Origin of the sequence: Stenotrophomonas sp. CFBP8994 (assembly GCF_034044835.1) — a bacterium.
Taxonomy (GTDB): Bacteria; Pseudomonadota; Gammaproteobacteria; order Xanthomonadales; family Xanthomonadaceae; genus Stenotrophomonas; species Stenotrophomonas rhizophila_A.
On sequence record NZ_JAXCWT010000002.1, the window covers coordinates 181,980 to 197,563 of the forward strand.

The 15,584-nt window shown below is 68.7% G+C and carries 13 protein-coding genes; 5 read left to right on the top strand and 8 right to left on the bottom strand.

Features of this window, described 5'->3' with window-relative positions; genetic code table 11:
• Positions 1-25 precede the first annotated feature (25 nt).
• The 3 genes from aroE (at position 26) to dinG (ending at position 3,431) form a co-directional block, all read left to right on the top strand.
• Complete coding sequence (gene aroE / locus SOM39_RS05620; protein WP_217538196.1) at positions 26-868, top strand: shikimate dehydrogenase; 843 nt, start codon at positions 26-28, stop codon at positions 866-868.
• Positions 869-876: 8 nt separating this feature from the next.
• A complete protein-coding gene (locus SOM39_RS05625; RefSeq protein ID WP_093532689.1) occupies positions 877-1,221 on the top strand; it encodes a hypothetical protein in 345 nt (114 codons plus the stop codon).
• Between the two features lie 107 nt (positions 1,222-1,328).
• Positions 1,329-3,431, top strand: a complete 2,103-nt coding sequence (dinG, locus tag SOM39_RS05630) for an ATP-dependent DNA helicase DinG (RefSeq protein ID WP_320457762.1) — start codon at positions 1,329-1,331, stop codon at positions 3,429-3,431.
• 189 nt (positions 3,432-3,620) lie between these two features.
• Here dinG and SOM39_RS05635 read toward each other — a convergent pair whose 3' ends face one another.
• Both SOM39_RS05635 and ilvD read right to left on the bottom strand, forming a co-directional pair.
• Entirely contained in the window at positions 3,621-4,838 is a 1,218-nt protein-coding gene (locus SOM39_RS05635) for a DUF418 domain-containing protein (RefSeq protein WP_320457763.1), read from the bottom strand.
• Positions 4,839-4,894: 56 nt separating this feature from the next.
• Complete coding sequence (ilvD, locus tag SOM39_RS05640; protein ID WP_320457764.1) at positions 4,895-6,727, bottom strand: dihydroxy-acid dehydratase; 1,833 nt, start codon at positions 6,725-6,727, stop codon at positions 4,895-4,897.
• A 190-nt stretch (positions 6,728-6,917) separates the two neighbouring features.
• Here ilvD and SOM39_RS05645 point away from each other — a divergent pair, with 190 nt between their 5' ends.
• Together SOM39_RS05645 and SOM39_RS05650 are read left to right on the top strand one after the other, a co-directional pair.
• The gene (locus tag SOM39_RS05645) at positions 6,918-7,481 is read left to right on the top strand and encodes a DUF1190 domain-containing protein (RefSeq protein ID WP_093532693.1); all 564 of its coding nucleotides are present in this window, start codon (positions 6,918-6,920) and stop codon (positions 7,479-7,481) included.
• A 4-nt stretch (positions 7,482-7,485) separates the two neighbouring features.
• Entirely contained in the window at positions 7,486-8,664 is a 1,179-nt protein-coding gene (locus tag SOM39_RS05650) for a glutathionylspermidine synthase family protein (RefSeq protein WP_320457765.1), read from the top strand.
• Positions 8,665-8,772: 108 nt separating this feature from the next.
• Here the strand turns inward: SOM39_RS05650 and SOM39_RS05655 are convergent, their stop codons facing one another.
• From SOM39_RS05655 to SOM39_RS05680, 6 genes are read right to left on the bottom strand one after another with little or no spacing between them, the layout of a single operon-like run.
• Positions 8,773-10,071, bottom strand: a complete 1,299-nt coding sequence (locus SOM39_RS05655; protein WP_320457766.1) for a DUF58 domain-containing protein — start codon at positions 10,069-10,071, stop codon at positions 8,773-8,775.
• A complete protein-coding gene (locus SOM39_RS05660) occupies positions 10,068-11,069 on the bottom strand; it encodes an AAA family ATPase (protein WP_068854367.1) in 1,002 nt (333 codons plus the stop codon). Before SOM39_RS05660 ends, SOM39_RS05655 begins: the two co-directional genes overlap by 4 nt.
• Positions 11,066-12,241 (bottom strand): DUF4350 domain-containing protein, encoded by a 1,176-nt coding sequence (locus SOM39_RS05665; RefSeq protein ID WP_320457767.1) that lies wholly within the window; start codon positions 12,239-12,241, stop codon positions 11,066-11,068. The genes SOM39_RS05660 and SOM39_RS05665 overlap by 4 nt, the downstream gene beginning before the upstream one ends.
• Positions 12,238-13,842 carry a DUF4129 domain-containing protein gene (locus SOM39_RS05670; protein WP_320457768.1) on the bottom strand — a complete coding sequence of 535 codons (1,605 nt, stop codon included), beginning with the start codon at positions 13,840-13,842 and terminating at the stop codon, positions 12,238-12,240. The genes SOM39_RS05665 and SOM39_RS05670 overlap by 4 nt, the downstream gene beginning before the upstream one ends.
• The gene (locus SOM39_RS05675; protein ID WP_320457769.1) at positions 13,832-14,824 is read right to left on the bottom strand and encodes a stage II sporulation protein M; all 993 of its coding nucleotides are present in this window, start codon (positions 14,822-14,824) and stop codon (positions 13,832-13,834) included. The genes SOM39_RS05670 and SOM39_RS05675 overlap by 11 nt, the downstream gene beginning before the upstream one ends.
• Positions 14,821-15,510, bottom strand: coding sequence for an RDD family protein (locus SOM39_RS05680; RefSeq protein WP_093532698.1), 690 nt, complete (start codon positions 15,508-15,510; stop codon positions 14,821-14,823). The genes SOM39_RS05675 and SOM39_RS05680 overlap by 4 nt, the downstream gene beginning before the upstream one ends.
• Positions 15,511-15,584: the final 74 nt, after the last annotated feature.

Consider the following 15,584-nt stretch of genomic DNA (forward strand, 5'->3'; position numbering starts at 1 on the left):
TCCAGGCCCGGAGTTTAAGACACCCATGACCGCCCGTTACGCCGTATTCGGCCAGCCCATCGCCCACTCGCAGTCGCCGCACATCCATGCCGCGTTCGCCCGCCAGGAGGGCATCGCGCTGGATTACCGCGCCATTGAAGCGGCACCGGCCGATTTCCCGGCGGCGCTGGAGGCGTTCGCCGCCGACGGTGGCGTCGGTGCCAATGTCACCGCGCCACTGAAGGAAATCGCCTTCGGGCTGTGCAAGACCTTTACCTCCCGCGCCATGCTGGCCCAGTCGGTCAACACGCTGCTGCGCAAGGGTGACGGCTGGCACGGCGACACCACCGATGGCGTGGGCCTGGTGCGCGACCTCACCGACCGCCACAGCCTGGACCTGCGCGGCCGCCGCGTGCTGCTGCTGGGTGCCGGTGGTTCGGCGCGCAGCGTAGCCCCGGCGCTGCTGGATGCCGGCATCCGCGAACTGGTGGTGGTCAACCGTACGCCCGAGCGTGCCGACGAGCTGAGCGATGCAATCGGCGAGCCCGGCCGCGTGCTGACACAGTACTGGGACCGCATGGACGAACTCGGCGACTTCGAGCTGATCGTCAATGCCACGTCCGCGGGCCGTGACCGCAATGAAGAGTTCAAGCTGCCGCTGTCACTGGTCAACAGCATGACCACCGCCGTGGACCTGAACTATGGCGAGGCCTCCTTTGCGTTCCTGGCCTGGGCCCGCGCGGCACAGTGCCGCAACATCGTCGACGGCCTCGGCATGCTGGTCGAACAAGCCGCCACCAGCTTCCAGCAATGGCACGAAGTGCGCCCGGAAACCGATCCGGTCTACGCCGAACTGCGCGCCCGCAACGCCCTGGCGGGTGAAGAGTGAGCAGCAGCATGGATCTGCTGCTCAGCCTGCTGGGCATGGTCGCGATGCGCCTGCCGGTGCTGATCGCGCTGGCGGTGTCGCTGGTGTGGGTGGTGGATACCCCGCGCGGTGCCATCCGCAGTGTCGCCCTGTGGGCGCTGGGCCTGCTGCTGGCCGGCACCCTGGGTGGGCTGGCGCTGAACATCGTCCCGACCTGGCTGGTCCAGACCGGCGACTACGGCAACGTACAGATGCTGTCGTACTGGCTGCGCGGCGGCCACTTCGCGTTGGGCCTGGTGGATGCCCTGGCCACGGTGCTGCTGGTGTGGGCGATGACCCGTGCGCTGCGCAACCGCGCCGCCCCGGCGGCCTGACCGGGCGACCCCGGTCACGGATCTGAACCGGCGCGGAAAAATCCGCGCCGGTCCCGGCCCCGGAGCATGAGAAAATACCCGCCTGATCCAGGCAGGACCTCCCCGGCGTGACCGAAAAAGTTGAAGCCCCGCGTGCGCTGAACGACGAGCTCAAGACCGTCATCCGCGATGCCTACGCCAAGCTGCAGGCCAATACCCCCGGCTTCAGCACGCGGCGTTCGCAGAGCCAGATGATCGGCGTGGTCTCGCGTGCGCTGTCGCAGAGCGGCGGGGTAGGGGTGGTCGAGGCGCCCACCGGCGTGGGTAAGAGCCTGGGCTACCTCACCGCCGGCGTGCCGATTGCGCTGGCCACCAAGAAAAAGCTGGTGATCAGCACCGGCACGGTGGCGCTGCAGTCGCAGCTGGTCGAGCGCGACATCCCGAACTTCCTCAAGGCCACCGGCCTGGAGGCCACCGTGGCGCTGGCCAAGGGCCGCACCCGCTACCTGTGCACGCGCAATGCCGCTGAAGCGCATGGCGATGGCGCACAGGAAGGCATGTTCGAGGACGAACAGCCGCTGTTCGACCGCCCGCTGGCGCCGATTGAAATGGACCTGGCGCAGAAGCTGAGCAAGGATTTCGTGGAAGGGCGCTGGAACGGCGACCTGGACAACGCTCCCGACACCATCAGCCCCTCGCTGCGTTCGCGCATCACCACCCCGGCCTCCGGCTGTGCCGGGCGCAAGTGCGCCTACTCCGCCCAGTGCGCCGTGCTGCGCGCGCGCAACACCGTGCGCGACGCCCAGATCGTGGTCACCAATCACGCGTTGCTGCTGTCGGCCTTGTCCATTGGCGAAAGCGACAACGGCCAGCCACTGATCGCCCCCCCGTCGGACATGCTGCTGGTCCTCGACGAAGGCCACCACATCGGCAACGTGGCCATCGACCAGGGCGCGGCCAGCCTGGCCCTGGATGAGATGGCCAAGCGCACCGGCCGCCTGCAGATCCTCATCGCCGCCGCCTACCGCGCGGTGGACAAGGACAAGCTGGGCAACCTGCTGCCCAACGAAGCCATCGACGTGGCCGCGCGGGTCAGCAAGCAGCTGCGCGCGTTCCGCGATGTGATCGACCGCAGCTGGCAACCGGACCCGACCGCGCAGGAGCCGATGTGGCGCGCGCCGAACGGGCGGCTGCCGGACATCTGGATGGCCGATATCGAGGCGCTGGCCGATGACACCCGCGCGCTGTTCAACTGGGCCCACGCCGCGCAGTCGCAGGTGGCCAAGGGCAAGCCCGAAGATGCCGCGCGCGAGCGCCTGCAGCGCACGCTGGGCATGGCGCTGGAAATGATCGAACAGCAGCACAACCTGTGGACCGCCTGGCGCCGCGAAGACAAGGAAGGCCAGCCGCCGTTCGCGCGCTGGGTGACGCTGTCGCGCGATGGCGACCTGGTCCTGCACGGCTCGCCGGTGTCGGCCGCCAGCGTGCTGCGCAAGCTGCTGTGGGACGAAGTGGATTCGGTGGTGATGACCTCGGCCACGCTCACCGGCGGTGGCGATTTCCAGGCGCTGGCGATCGACAACGGTATTCCCAACGAAGCCGAGATGGTCTCGCTGGCGTCCCCCTTCGACCTGCCCAACCAGGCCGAGCTGATCGTGCCCAACTTCCCCGTCACACCCGACGACCGCGACCGGCACCCGAAGGAAGTAGCCAAGTACCTGGTCAAGGAACTGGACTGGAGCAAGGGCAGCATCGTGCTGTTCACCTCGCGCTGGAAGATGGAAAAGGTGGCCGAGCTGATGCCGGCCGCGCAGCGCAAGCAGGTGCTGGTGCAGGGCGAAACGGCCAAGCAGAAGATGATCGACGAGCACCTGCGCCGCACCTCGGCGGGCGAGGGCTCGGTGCTGTTCGGGCTGAACTCGTTCGGCGAAGGCCTGGACCTGCCCGGCGCAGCCTGCACCACGGTGGTGATCACCCAGGTACCGTTCGCGGTGCCGACCGATCCGCAGACCTCCACGTTGAGCGAATGGTTCGAGAGCCGCGGGTTGAACGCCTTCAACCTGATCGCCATCCCGCACGCGCTGCGCACGCTGACCCAGTTCGCCGGCCGCCTGATCCGTACCTCCACCGACACCGGCCGCGTGATCATCCTCGACTCGCGCCTGATCAGCCGCCGTTACGGCAAGCGCATCATCGATGCGTTGCCGCCCTTCAAGCGCGTCATCGGCTGACGAGTACCCCGTGGGACACGCATGGCGTGTCGCTACGCATCTTCGCCGGGCGTGAGGGATGTTGATCGCAACGGCGCACCTTCGCCGGGCGTGGGGGATGTTGATCGCAACGGCGCCTTCGCCGGGCGTGGGGGATGCTGATCGCGACGGCGCGTAGGGACACGCCATGCGTGTCCAGCGCAGTGTCAGCTATGCGCGACGCATCGGCAGGCGCTGCCCATCGCTCAGGCTGCGCCACAGCCACTCCGCCGGGCCGAAGTAGTACCGTCGCAGCCACCACGCACTCAGCCACAGCTGCAGCGGAAACACGATGGCCGCTACCAGCAGCACCGGCCACAGGCCGTGCGATGGCCCAATACCGAGCCCGAACCCGGCAAACAGCGGTACGCACACCAGGCTCTGCACCAGGTAGTTGCTCAAGGTCATGCGCCCGGCCGGCACCAGCACGCGCAACCCGCGCTCGGCCCACGGCCGCAGGTACAGCAGCGCGAACCCGCAGGCGATGGCGATGCCCAGCGCCAGCGGCGCCACCCGGTAGCCCACCCGCAGCAGATAGCCCGGTACCCCATCGCGCAGCAGCGGCCATTGCGCCTTCAGCGCGGGCGCAGCGGCCTCGATGCACAGGAACACCACGCCAACCATCGCGCCGCCAACGCACAGGCCCCACAGCAGCGGCAGGTGCTGTTCGGGCCGCTGCAACAGCCCCCGGCGCCCCGCCCAGTAGCCCAGCAGGAAGCGGCCCAGCACGAACAGCAGCAGGGCCCAGTTGGTCAGCCGCACCCAGCCGCCCAGCACCAGGTTCTGCCACCACGCCTGCCAGAGCGTGCCGCTGGACAGCGCATCCAGCGCATTCCCATACATCTGCGTGCGCGGCGTCAGCGTCAGCACCCACTCGCGCATCCACGGCGACAGCAGCGGTGGCAGGAACAGCGCCGCCACCAGGCCGGCCACCAGCAACCCACGGTTGCCCAGGTGACGGAACAGCGGCAGCAGCAAGCCCACCACGGCATAGGTCAGCAGGATGTCGCCCCACCACAGCACCGTGGCATGCAGCAGCCCGATCAGGGCCAACGCGCCCATCCGGCGCAGATGCGGAACCAGCCCAGGGCGCATTTCCATCTGCATGGCAAAGCCCATGCCGAACAGCAGCGAGAAGATCGTCACCGCCTTCATATCCACCAGCCACCCCATCCCGGTGCGCACCGCATGATCCAGCGCGGCACTCGGCAGCGCCTGCTGCGCGGCCTCATCCAGCAAGGCATCCAGCGAATAGAACCGCAGGTTGACCAGGAACACGCCCAGCAGCGCGAAGCCGCGCAGCGCATCGATCAGCGGTTGGCGCGGGGGTCGCAGCGGCACATCGATCAACGATTGGCGGGGTGGCCCCATGGCGTAGAGCCACGCCATGCGTGGCTGCGTATCAACAGGCCCCCAGTAGAGCCGGGCCCAGCCCGGCTGTCCAGCTACAGCTTGCCCAGATCCCGCACCGCGCCCTTGTCCGCGCTGGTCGCCAACAATGCGTAGGCCTTGAGCGCCCCGGTCACCTTGCGCGGCCGCGCCTCCCGTGGCTTCCACCCCAACGCATCCTGCTCCGCACGCCGCGTCGCCAAGGTAGCGGCATCCACCAGCACATCAATCCGTCGCGCCGGAATATCGATCCGGATCCGGTCGCCATCGCGCACCAGCCCGATCGTGCCGCCCGCTGCCGCTTCCGGTGACGCGTGTCCGATCGACAGCCCGGACGTACCGCCCGAGAACCGCCCATCGGTCAGCAGCGCACACTGTTTGCCCAGTCCCTTCGATTTCAGGTAGCTGGTCGGGTACAGCATCTCCTGCATGCCCGGCCCGCCGCGCGGGCCCTCATAGCGGATCACCACCACGTCGCCGGCCTGCACCTCGTCGGCCAGGATGCCCTGCACGGCCGCGTCCTGGCTTTCGAACACCTTCGCATTGCCCTCGAACACGTGGATGGACTCATCCACGCCGGCGGTCTTCACCACGCAGCCATCCTCGGCCAGGTTGCCGCGCAGCACCGCCAGCCCCCCTTCGGTCGAGTACGCGTTCGCTACATCGCGGATACACCCCTCGGCGCGGTCCAGGTCCAACGAAGGCCAGCGTGTGGCCTGGCTGAAAGCCACCTGGGTGGGAATGCCGGCCGGGCCGGCACTGAAGAATTCATGCACGCCCGCATCGTCTGTCACCGCCACATCCCAGCGCGCAATGGCGTCGGCCAGGGTGCGGCTGTGCACGGTGGGGACATCGACATGCAGCAGCCCGCCGCGTGCCAGTGACCCGAGGATCGCGAACACGCCACCGGCGCGGTGCACATCCTCCATGTGGTACTTCGGCGTATTCGGCGCCACCTTGCACAACTGCGGCACCCGTCGCGACAGCGCGTCGATGGCATGCAGGTCGAAGTCCACCTCCGCTTCCTGCGCGGCCGCCAGCAGATGCAGGATGGTGTTGGTGGAACCGCCCATGGCGATATCCAGTGTCATCGCATTCTCGAATGCCGCACGCGTGGCGATCCCGCGCGGCAGCGCGCTGGCGTCTTCGCCGCCATACCAGCGGTGGCACAGCTCCACCACCAGCCGACCGGCACGGCGGAACAGCTGCTCGCGGTCGGCGTGGGTGGCCAGGGTCGACCCGTTGCCTGGCAGCGACAGGCCCAGCGCTTCGGTCAGGCAGTTCATCGAGTTCGCGGTGAACATGCCCGAACACGACCCGCAGGTAGGACAGGCGCTGCGTTCGTACTCGGCCACCTCTTCATCGGAGGCGCTGGCATCGGCGGCGATCACCATTGCATCCACCAGGTCCAGCTTGTGCTCGGCCAGCCGGGTCTTGCCCGCTTCCATCGGCCCACCGGAAACGAACACCACCGGGATGTTCAACCGCAGCGCGGCCATCAGCATGCCGGGGGTGATCTTGTCGCAGTTGGAAATGCACACCAGCGCATCGGCGCAGTGCGCGTTGACCATGTACTCCACCGAGTCGGCGATGATCTCGCGGCTGGGCAGCGAATACAGCATGCCGTCGTGGCCCATGGCGATGCCGTCGTCCACCGCGATGGTGTTGAACTCCTTGGCTACGCCGCCGACCTGTTCGATCTCGCGCGCCACCAATTGGCCCAGGTCCTTGAGGTGCACGTGGCCGGGCACGAACTGGGTAAATGAATTGGCGATGGCGATGATCGGCTTGTGGAAGTCCGCATCGGTCATGCCGGTGGCGCGCCACAGGGCGCGGGCGCCGGCCATGTTGCGGCCGGCGGTGGAGGTACGGGAGCGGTATTCAGGCATGGGGGCTGGCAGGATCTGGCGGGCCGTGGGGGCGCGTTGCCACTCGATTCTGCCCAAAAATTCCGGTTGCTGTTGCAACCGTCGGCGCGGCCGATCCTGAAACGCCGTTCATCTTTTCGACTTTGCCGGTTTTGGTTGTTGGCGGCGATCAGGCATGATTGAGGGGATACCGAAAGGGGGGCACACCGCCATGAAACGTTCCAGGACCACCGCACTGCTGCTGATGAGCGCTGCGCCGCTGCTGTTCACCGCCTGCCAGAAGGATCAGGCCGTGCAGGTGCAGGAGGGGCTGTACACCTCGGTGCAGGCCTGTACCGACGCCACCGGTGACCCGTCCGCCTGCCGCACGGCATTTGCCGAGGCGCAGAAGCAGTCCGCCGACGCCGCCCCCAAGTACGCCTCGCGTGCCGAATGCGAAGCCGAGTACAACGCCGAGCAGTGCGTGGAACAGAAGACCTCCACCGGCCATTCGTTCATCGGCCCGATGATGATGGGCTTCTTCATGTCGCAGATGCTCAGCAACCGTGGCGCCGGCCTGGCGCAGGCCCCGGCCGCGAGCCCGGCCTACCAGGACAAAGCGAAGGGCTGGGCACGCCCGGCCCCGGGCGGCAGCGGCGGGCTGAACACCGCCAGCGGCATCGGCGCCGGCAAGGCCGGCCTGGCACCGGTCACCAGTACCCCGAACCGCGCCGTCACCGCCAGCCGTGGCGGCTTCGGCAACACCAGCAGCAGCCGCAGCAGCTACGGCGGTTGATGCAATGAAGCGTGTGCGAATCGAAGAGCGCAGCCAGTGGCGCGCTCGTGCCGCCGAGTCCGGTTTCCGCTTCCACACCATCGACGGCCTGCCGTACTGGGATGAAACCGCGTACTACGCCTTCACCCTGCGCCAGATCGAGCAGGACATCGAAGACCCCAGCGCCGAGCTGCATGCAATGGCGATGGAACTGGTGGACGAGGTGGTGCGCAGCGAACAGCTGATGGACCAGCTGGCGATTCCGCCCGCGTTCCGCGACTGGATCGCCGACAGCTGGCGCCGCGGCGAGCCGCACCTGTACGGACGGCTGGACTTCGCCTATGACGGCACCGGTCCGGCCAAGCTCTACGAGCTCAATTACGACACGCCGACTTCGCTGTTCGAGGCCTCGTTCTTCCAATGGCAGTGGCTGGAAGACCAGCGCAACCAGAACCGCCTGCCGCCGCAGGCCGACCAGTTCAACGCCATCCATGAGGCGCTGGTGGAGCGCTTCGGGCAGCTGTCGGCGCAGTTGCCGCCGCCGCTGTACTTCAGTGCCGTGGGCAGTTCCGAAGAAGACCAGGGCACCGTGGCCTACCTGCGCGACTGCGCGGCCCAGGCCGGGCTGCGTGGCGAAGCGATCGCGATCGAAGACATCGGCCTGTCCGAAGACGGGCGCTTCACCGCGCTCGATGACACGGTGATTGGCAGCCTGTTCAAGCTGTACCCGCTGGAAGACCTGATGACCGAATCGTTCGGGCAGGCGCTGCCCACCTCGGGCGTGCAGCTGCTGGAACCGGCGTGGAAGGCGATCCTGAGCAACAAGGGCGTGCTGCCGCTGCTGTGGCAGCGCCACCGTGGCCACCCGAACCTGCTGGCGGCCGAGTTCGATGACGGCAGCGCGCTGCCGGCCGGCTGGGTGCGCAAGCCGCTGTTCTCGCGCGAAGGTGCCAACGTGGCCATGCATCTGGCCGACGGCAGCTGGCAGGAGAGCGAAGGCCCCTACAACGGCCCGGCGATCCGCCAGGCCGCGCATCCGCTCACGTCGTTCGACGGCGGTTACCCGTTGATCGGCAGCTGGATCGTGGGCGACCAGGCCTGCGGCATGGGCATCCGCGAAGATGACAGCCGGATCACCCGCGACAGCGCCCGGTTCGTCCCGCACGCGATCATTGACGAAGCCCCGACGCGCATTTACGTCTGACGGGTTACCGGCGTCACGACCAACGGTCGTGACCTACCGGCGCACACCAACCGTTCAACCCGGTCGCGTAACGTGGCCGGTAGGTATCGACCGTTGGTCGATACGTGCCTACAGCAACCCGTCGCGTTTGACGGCGAGGTAGCGCTCCACCAGCGCCCCGGGCAGCGCATCGGCCGTCACGTCCAGCACCATCACCCGGTGGCTGCGCAGTGCTTCATGCGCGTCGTTGCGCTGCTGCAGGTAGCGCGCGATGGCGCCGGCCTGGGTCGCGTCCTGCAGCGTCTCCACTTCCTGCTCCAGCGCCACGTCCAGCTCGCGCTCGCGCAGGCTGGCCACGCACACCAGGTGCTGTCGCTGCAGCAGCCGCACCGCCACCAGCAGGTCTTCGATGTCCTCATCGCGCACGTTGGTGACCAGCATCACCAGCGAGCGCCGTCGCTGGCGCAGGCTCAGCTCGGTGGCGGCAGCCAGGTAATCAGTTGCCACCGGCTGCGCCTGCAGGTCGTAGCTGGCGCGCAGCAGCGCGTCGATCGCGCCCATGCCGCGCTGGGGTGCCACCCAGCGGCTCTCGCCACCGGTGGCGAACAGGCCCACGCCATCGCCCTGGCGCAGCGCCAGGTAGGACACCACCAGCGCCGCGTTGAGCACATGGTCGAAGTGCGACAGCCCGCCTTCGCTGGCCATCATGCGGCGGCCGGTGTCGATCATCAGCACCAGCTGCTGGTTCTTTTCATCCTGGTACTCACGCGAGATCAGCTTGCGTGCGCGCGAGGTGGCTTTCCAGTCGATCTGGCGCAGGCTGTCGCCGATGCGGTACTCGCGCATCTGGTGGAAATCGGTGCCTTCGCCACGGCGGCGCTTGAGGTGCGCACCGACCAGGCGCGAGGCCTGTTCGGCACTGAACAGCGCGAAGCGGGTGAGCGGGGCGAAGTTGGGGTACACGCGCACGGTCAGCGCCGGCGGCAGCAGGCGGCGCTGGCGCCACAACCGCCACGGTGCGTGCAGGCGAAGGTGCACGCCGTCGAACACGAAGCGGCCGCGCGCGGTCGGGGTCAACGTGTACTCCACGCTGCTGGCCACCAACGGCTTGAGCGTCAATGCACGCGGCAGGCCCTGCAGCGACCACGCTCCCGGCACCAGGTCGAACACCTCCACGCGTTGGCGGCGGCTGGACTCGAAGCGCAGCGTGGTGCGCCGCTCGACGTTCAACGCCAGCGCCTCCGGCAGTTCGCGCTGCACCGTGGGCGAGGGCTGTGCGCGCAGCCGCAGCAGATCCACCAGTGCCAGCACCGCGATCGCCGCTGCGGACGCCCACCACGCCGACACCGGCAGCAGCCCGAACGCCACCGGCAGCCCGAGCAGCGCCCAGCCGACCAGCAGTATCAGCAGCAGCGGGCCTGGCCTCATTTGCGCGGGGCTTCCACCTTGGCCAGCAACGCGGTCAACGCATCGTCGGCCGACTGGCCTTCGATCTGCAGCTCCGGGGCCAGCGCAATACGGTGGCGCAGTGCCGGGCGGGCGATCTCGCGCACGTCATCGGGAGTGACGAAGTCGCGGCCGGCCAGCACCGCCTGCGCACGCGCCGCACGCACCAGCGCGATGCTGCCGCGCGGGCCGGCGCCGAGCGCGATGCCAGGGAACTGGCGGGTGGCCGCCACGATGCGCACCGCGTAGTCCACCACTTCCGGATCCACCGTGATCGCCGCGGTCGCCTGCTGCAACGCGATCACCTCGGCGGCGTTGAGCACGCGCGGTACCTGCGACAGGTCAAAGTCGGCCGCGCTGCGCCCGGTGGTGATTGCATCCACCATCCGCTTCTCGTCCTCCAGCGCCGGGTAATCGATGATGACCTTGAGCAGGAAGCGGTCCAGCTGGGCTTCGGGCAGCGGGTAGGTGCCTTCCTGTTCGACCGGGTTCTGCGTGGCCAGCGCCAGGAACGGCGGGGTCAGTGCGAATGCCTTGCCTTCGATGGTGACCTGGCCTTCCTGCATCACTTCCAGCAGGGCCGACTGGGTCTTGGCCGGGGCGCGGTTGATTTCATCGGCCAGCAGCAGGTTGGTGAACACCGGGCCGCGGCGGATCTTGAAGCTCTCCGATTTCGGGTCGTACACCGCGTGGCCGCTGACGTCGCTGGGCATCAGGTCCGGGGTGAACTGCACGCGGCCGTAGTCCAGCTCCAGTGCCTGCGCCAGGGCGCGCACCAGCAGGGTCTTGCCCAGCCCGGGCACGCCTTCGATCAGCACATGGCCACCGGCCAGCAGCGCGATCAGGATCTGGTCGAGCACCTCGGGCTGGCCGATGAAGGCGCGGCCGACGGCGTCGCGCACGGCATCGACGCGTTCAACCAGGCTCTGCCCGGTCAGCGCGGGCGGGGACAACGGCGGCGGAGCGGAGTGGTCGGTCATAGCAGGTTTCTCATCTGGATCAGCAGGCGGATGCGCTCACGCAGGGCCACCACATCCTTCGATGGCGGCACCTGCAAAGCGGTCTGGACACGGGAATGCGGCCACTGCAGCAGGCTGGCGATGGCGTGCACCTGCGCCTCGCCGCTGAGCGCGGCAGCGGTGGGTGCGCGCCGCCGCAGCCGGGCCAGGAAGGCGCGGCGGGTGGCGTCGTACAACAGCGGTGCCTTGCCATAGCGCAGCAGGTGCTCGCCGCTGGCACGAACATGTTCCAGCAGCGAACGGCGTTCGGTGGCCGGCGCCGGCAGCAGGCTGCCCAGCCGCTGCGCGCGCTGCCACAGCCATGCCAGCAGGGCCAGCAGCAGGGGCACCCACACCGGCCAGCCCTGGTAGAAGATGCGTGACCACAGCGTGGGCGGGCGCGAGCCGTAGATCAGCCACACCGTGCCTTCGGCGTAGTTCGGGTCGAGCACATGGCGGGTCAGGTCGCGGTGCGCGAGGTCGTGCAGGCCGTCGGCCAGGCTGCCCTTGGGATCCTCGGCGTTGAAGATCCTCGGCGTGCCCTTGAGGAACTCCATGTCCGACAGCACGTCCACGCTTCCTTCGCCCTTGCGCAGCCGCGCGAACACCAGGCCCTCGTCATCGCCCCATTCGCGTTCGACACGCACGCCGTCGGGCACGTCCACGCCGAAACGGCGGCCACTGCAGAACTCGGAATGGCCCGGGTCGTCGGCAATGTGGAAGGCCTTGCAGTTGCTCTCGTAGTACCCGGTATCCACGCCCAGCGCGTCCAGCAGCGGCCCCTGCGCGGCGTCTTCGTCCTTGAACGGCGGCGGCGTGCGCAGCAGCAGGTGGCCGCCGCGTTCCACCCACGCCAGCAGCGCCTGCGCGGTGGGGGCGGGCACATCGGCGGTGTCCTGCAGCAACAGCACGGTATCGGCCGGCTTGAGCTGCATGCGCGGCAGGTCGAGGCGCGGGCTGGAATGCACGGTGATGCCGTCGGCACGCAGCGCCTGGCCCAGCACGTACAGCGGGTTGTAGCTGGCCTCGCCCTGCGGCGGCAGGTGCTCGGTATGGACCACGCGTTCATGGCTGCGCAGGAACAGGATCGCCAATGGCACGCCCACCACCAGCAGCACGGCCAGCACCACCAACCAGCGCAGACGGGCACTCATGCGCGCCACCGGAACTGGGTCTGCAGGGTGGTGGCCAGATCGTCGAACGCGTCCGGCTCGGGCAGGCGGCCGGCGTACGCGGCGTACTGCCAGACCCGCACGATGCGGGCGAACAGGGTGCGGTCAGCCTCCACCGGCATGCGCCGCGAGGCGCGCAGGCACTGTGCTTCGGTCGCGCCCGGTGGCAGCACCACCTCGGCGCGTTCGCTCATCGATTCCACGCTGGCCCGGTACAGCAGCGCCAGCGCCTGGCGCGGCCGGCCCTGCTGCCACAGCTCGCGCGCGCGCGCGGCGGGATCCGGCGGAATCACTTCGGGCAGTTCCACCGCTTCCTCGACCACCGGATCGGTGGCCTTGCGCCGCCTCACCCCGGTGCCGCGCAGCCAGCGCAGCCACCACGGCGCGGTGGCGATCAGCCCCAGCACCAGCAGGCCGACCAGGCCCCACAGGATCCATTCGGCAATCTGCGCGGGCAGGCGCGGGCCGCGCCCGAGCGGATTGCGGTTGTTGTCCGCATCGTCCTTCTTCTTGTTCTTCTCGGCCTCGCTCAGGGTGCGCTCCCAGCGTTTCACTTCGCGGGTAGGCGCCACCAGGGGATCTTCGTACGCGCGCTGCACGGCCTGGCGGAAGCCGGCGGTGTCGGGCGTGCCACCGAAGATCACGGACGGGGTGTTCGACGGATCGTCGGCGGGCACTGCATCAGCCGCTTCTTCTTCCTCATCACCAGCATCGTCATCCGTGCCGGTGGGTGCAGCGCAGCTCGGCGCCTGCGCAGGTTCTTCCGCATGCAGCCCACCCATCGGCCAGCACAGCACCAGCGCCAGTACCAGCAGCGGCGCGGCCTGCTGCAGCCGATCACGCATGCGCCGGAACGCGATTTCTACGTCCCAGGCTTCCATTTCCGTGCGGCGGTTGAGATACAGCGCGAAGCCGGCGCCGGCGTAAAACGGCCCGATCAACGTGGCGGCGAGCCAGAACAGGGCATTGACCCCCAGTTGTGCCCACGCCGGCATGGTTTCGCTGACCATTTCCCACGCCGCGCGCCAGGAATCGGACAGCAGTTCCAGCGGCACGAACAGGAAGACCGCCGCGATGCAGCCGCTGACAATCACCAGCTCGAACACCATGCACATCAGGGTGAGCAGCACGGCATGCCCGAACGTGCCGCTGAGCACGGCGCGGCGGCGCACGCTGCGCTGCGAGGCATCGCTGCCTTCCAGCAGGTTCACCGGCAGCAGCAGCGAGCGGAACGGGCTGAAGCGGCGCCAGCCCAGGTAGCCCCAGAACCCGCTCCAGCCCCAGTGCCGCTGCGCGCGCAGGGTCTGCAGCGGACGTGGTTCGTCGCCGAACACGCCGCGTGAGATCACATACAGCGCGATCCGGTCCGATACCGGCTTGAGCCACCACATCAGCAGCCAGGCCCAGCCGAACGCATCGGCCCACCATGCAGCGGCATTGATCACGGCGAACAACGGCAGCGACACCGCGATCAGCGGCAGCCATATCGCCCGCGCGTGCCGGCGCACCAGGGCGGTGCCCAGCTCCATCGCTTCCCATTCGGAGCGCGCGCGCAGGGCGACGTTGAGCTGGTCAATCCGCATGACCGCCCCCCCGACCACCGCGCCACAGCCACACGAACACCAGCGTCCACAGCACCGCAGCCACGCTGTACTTGCCCCAGGCCGGGATCGCGGCGATGGACGACCAGAACGCTTCGATGAAGGCGGCGATCAGCAGCATCGCGGCGATGCCCAGGCAGAGTTTTGCGCCAATCACCCCGCCCTCGACGAGTGCATCGATGCGCCGGCGGCGGCCGGGCGCGAGCAGCTTCATGCCCAGCTGCAGGCCGGCACCGCCGGCGATGACGATGGCGGTGAGCTCGAACGCGCCATGGCCGCAGACGAAACGCCAGAACGGGTCGCCATGGCCGATGTGCTGCAGGTGGCCGGCCGCCGCACCGATGGTGAGCCCGTTGAACAGCAGCACCAGCACCGTGCCCAGGCCGGCCAGCAGCCCGCTGGCGAACGTACGCAGGCCGATGCTGATGTTGTTCATGATGTAGTAGCCGAACATCATCCAGTCCGTGCCGCTGTCGCGGCCCAGGTTCGGCGAGGCCGGGTTGTACATGCGCTCCAGCGAGGCGATCGCGCCGTTGTCCATCAGCATGTGGATCACGTCCGGGTGCCACTGGATCAACGCGAAGCTGCCTACCAGCGGCAGCACGAACAGCGCGGTGGCCACCCACATGCTGCGCGCCTGGCTGCGCACCAGCTGCGGGAAATCGGCCAGCAGGAACTCCAGCGCGCGGCGCCAGCGCGGCGGCGGCGTGCGGTACAGCAGGCCATGGCCCTGCTGCATCAGCAGCTGCAGGCGTGCCACCAGCTGCGGGCTGTAGCCGCGCTTGCGCGCAAGCGCGAGCTGCTGGCACAGCCGGCGGTAGTGCTGCGGAATGTCTTCATCGTTGAGCGCGGACGCATCGGGCGAACGGCCCGCATGCCGTGGCCGGTCACCGCGCAGCGCCAGCCAACGTTCCAGCGCCTGCCATTCGGCCTGGTAGCGGGCAACGAACTGTTCCTGCCTCATCGGCGCCCCAGCAGCCAATTGGCCATGGCATACAGGCGCAGCACGCCCACCTGGCCCTGGCCACCGCTGATCGGCGCGGCCACTGCGGCCAGCTCCTGCTGGCGCGGGCCGGACAGGCGCGGCGCACGTTCGGCGAAGGCAATGATCGCCGCCTGTTCGGCCGGCTGAAGCGGCTGCGGCGGGGCCAGCACGGTATCGATGGCCACGCTGGCCGACCACGGCCGGCCGCTGTCATGCACCACGACGGTGCCGGCCACCAGGTCGCCCAAGCGCCGGCCATTGCGGTCGAACAGGCTCGACAGCAGCCCCAGCGCATAGCCGAACGGCAGCATGTCCACGGTGCGCAGCAGGTTGCGGGTGATGGAGGCCATCCAGCCGATCGGCGCGCCGTCCTGGGCCACCACGCGCAGGCTCATCACCCGCTTGCCCAGGGTGCGGCCCCAGCAGGCCTCCTGCACGATGGTGTACGCCCACATCAGCAGGAACATCAGGCCCAGGTAGAGGCCCTGGCCGAATTCGCCCAGCAGGGCGAGCGGAATGCTCAGCAGCATCAGCGCCGCCACGCGGATCATGAAGTCGATGGCCCAGGCCAGCGCACGCGGCACCGGGCCGGCTGCCGGCAGGTGCAGCGGCACGCCTTCGGGCGTGATCACTTCACGGTAGGTGTCCAGCATGGGTGCGCTCATGCGCACGCGTCCCTCCGGACGGCTGCCAACGGCATGCGGTTCTCGACTGCTTCCTGGGTCGGAGACCGACTTTA

Excerpts from the sequence above, each read along its gene's own strand:
- aroE (WP_217538196.1), top strand. The coding sequence starts at position 26 with ATGACCGCCCGTTACGCCGTATTCGGCCAGCCCATCGCCCACTCGCAG.
- SOM39_RS05625 (WP_093532689.1), top strand. The coding sequence starts at position 877 with ATGGATCTGCTGCTCAGCCTGCTGGGCATGGTCGCGATGCGCCTGCCG.
- SOM39_RS05680 (WP_093532698.1), bottom strand. The coding sequence starts at position 15,510 with ATGAGCGCACCCATGCTGGACACCTACCGTGAAGTGATCACGCCCGAA.
- SOM39_RS05645 (WP_093532693.1), top strand. The coding sequence starts at position 6,918 with ATGAAACGTTCCAGGACCACCGCACTGCTGCTGATGAGCGCTGCGCCG.
- SOM39_RS05635 (WP_320457763.1), bottom strand. The coding sequence starts at position 4,838 with ATGGCGTGGCTCTACGCCATGGGGCCACCCCGCCAATCGTTGATCGAT.
- SOM39_RS05670 (WP_320457768.1), bottom strand. The coding sequence starts at position 13,842 with ATGCGGATTGACCAGCTCAACGTCGCCCTGCGCGCGCGCTCCGAATGG.
- SOM39_RS05675 (WP_320457769.1), bottom strand. The coding sequence starts at position 14,824 with ATGAGGCAGGAACAGTTCGTTGCCCGCTACCAGGCCGAATGGCAGGCG.
- SOM39_RS05660 (WP_068854367.1), bottom strand. The coding sequence starts at position 11,069 with ATGACCGACCACTCCGCTCCGCCGCCGTTGTCCCCGCCCGCGCTGACC.
- SOM39_RS05655 (WP_320457766.1), bottom strand. The coding sequence starts at position 10,071 with ATGAGGCCAGGCCCGCTGCTGCTGATACTGCTGGTCGGCTGGGCGCTG.
- ilvD (WP_320457764.1), bottom strand. The coding sequence starts at position 6,727 with ATGCCTGAATACCGCTCCCGTACCTCCACCGCCGGCCGCAACATGGCC.
- SOM39_RS05650 (WP_320457765.1), top strand. The coding sequence starts at position 7,486 with ATGAAGCGTGTGCGAATCGAAGAGCGCAGCCAGTGGCGCGCTCGTGCC.
- SOM39_RS05665 (WP_320457767.1), bottom strand. The coding sequence starts at position 12,241 with ATGAGTGCCCGTCTGCGCTGGTTGGTGGTGCTGGCCGTGCTGCTGGTG.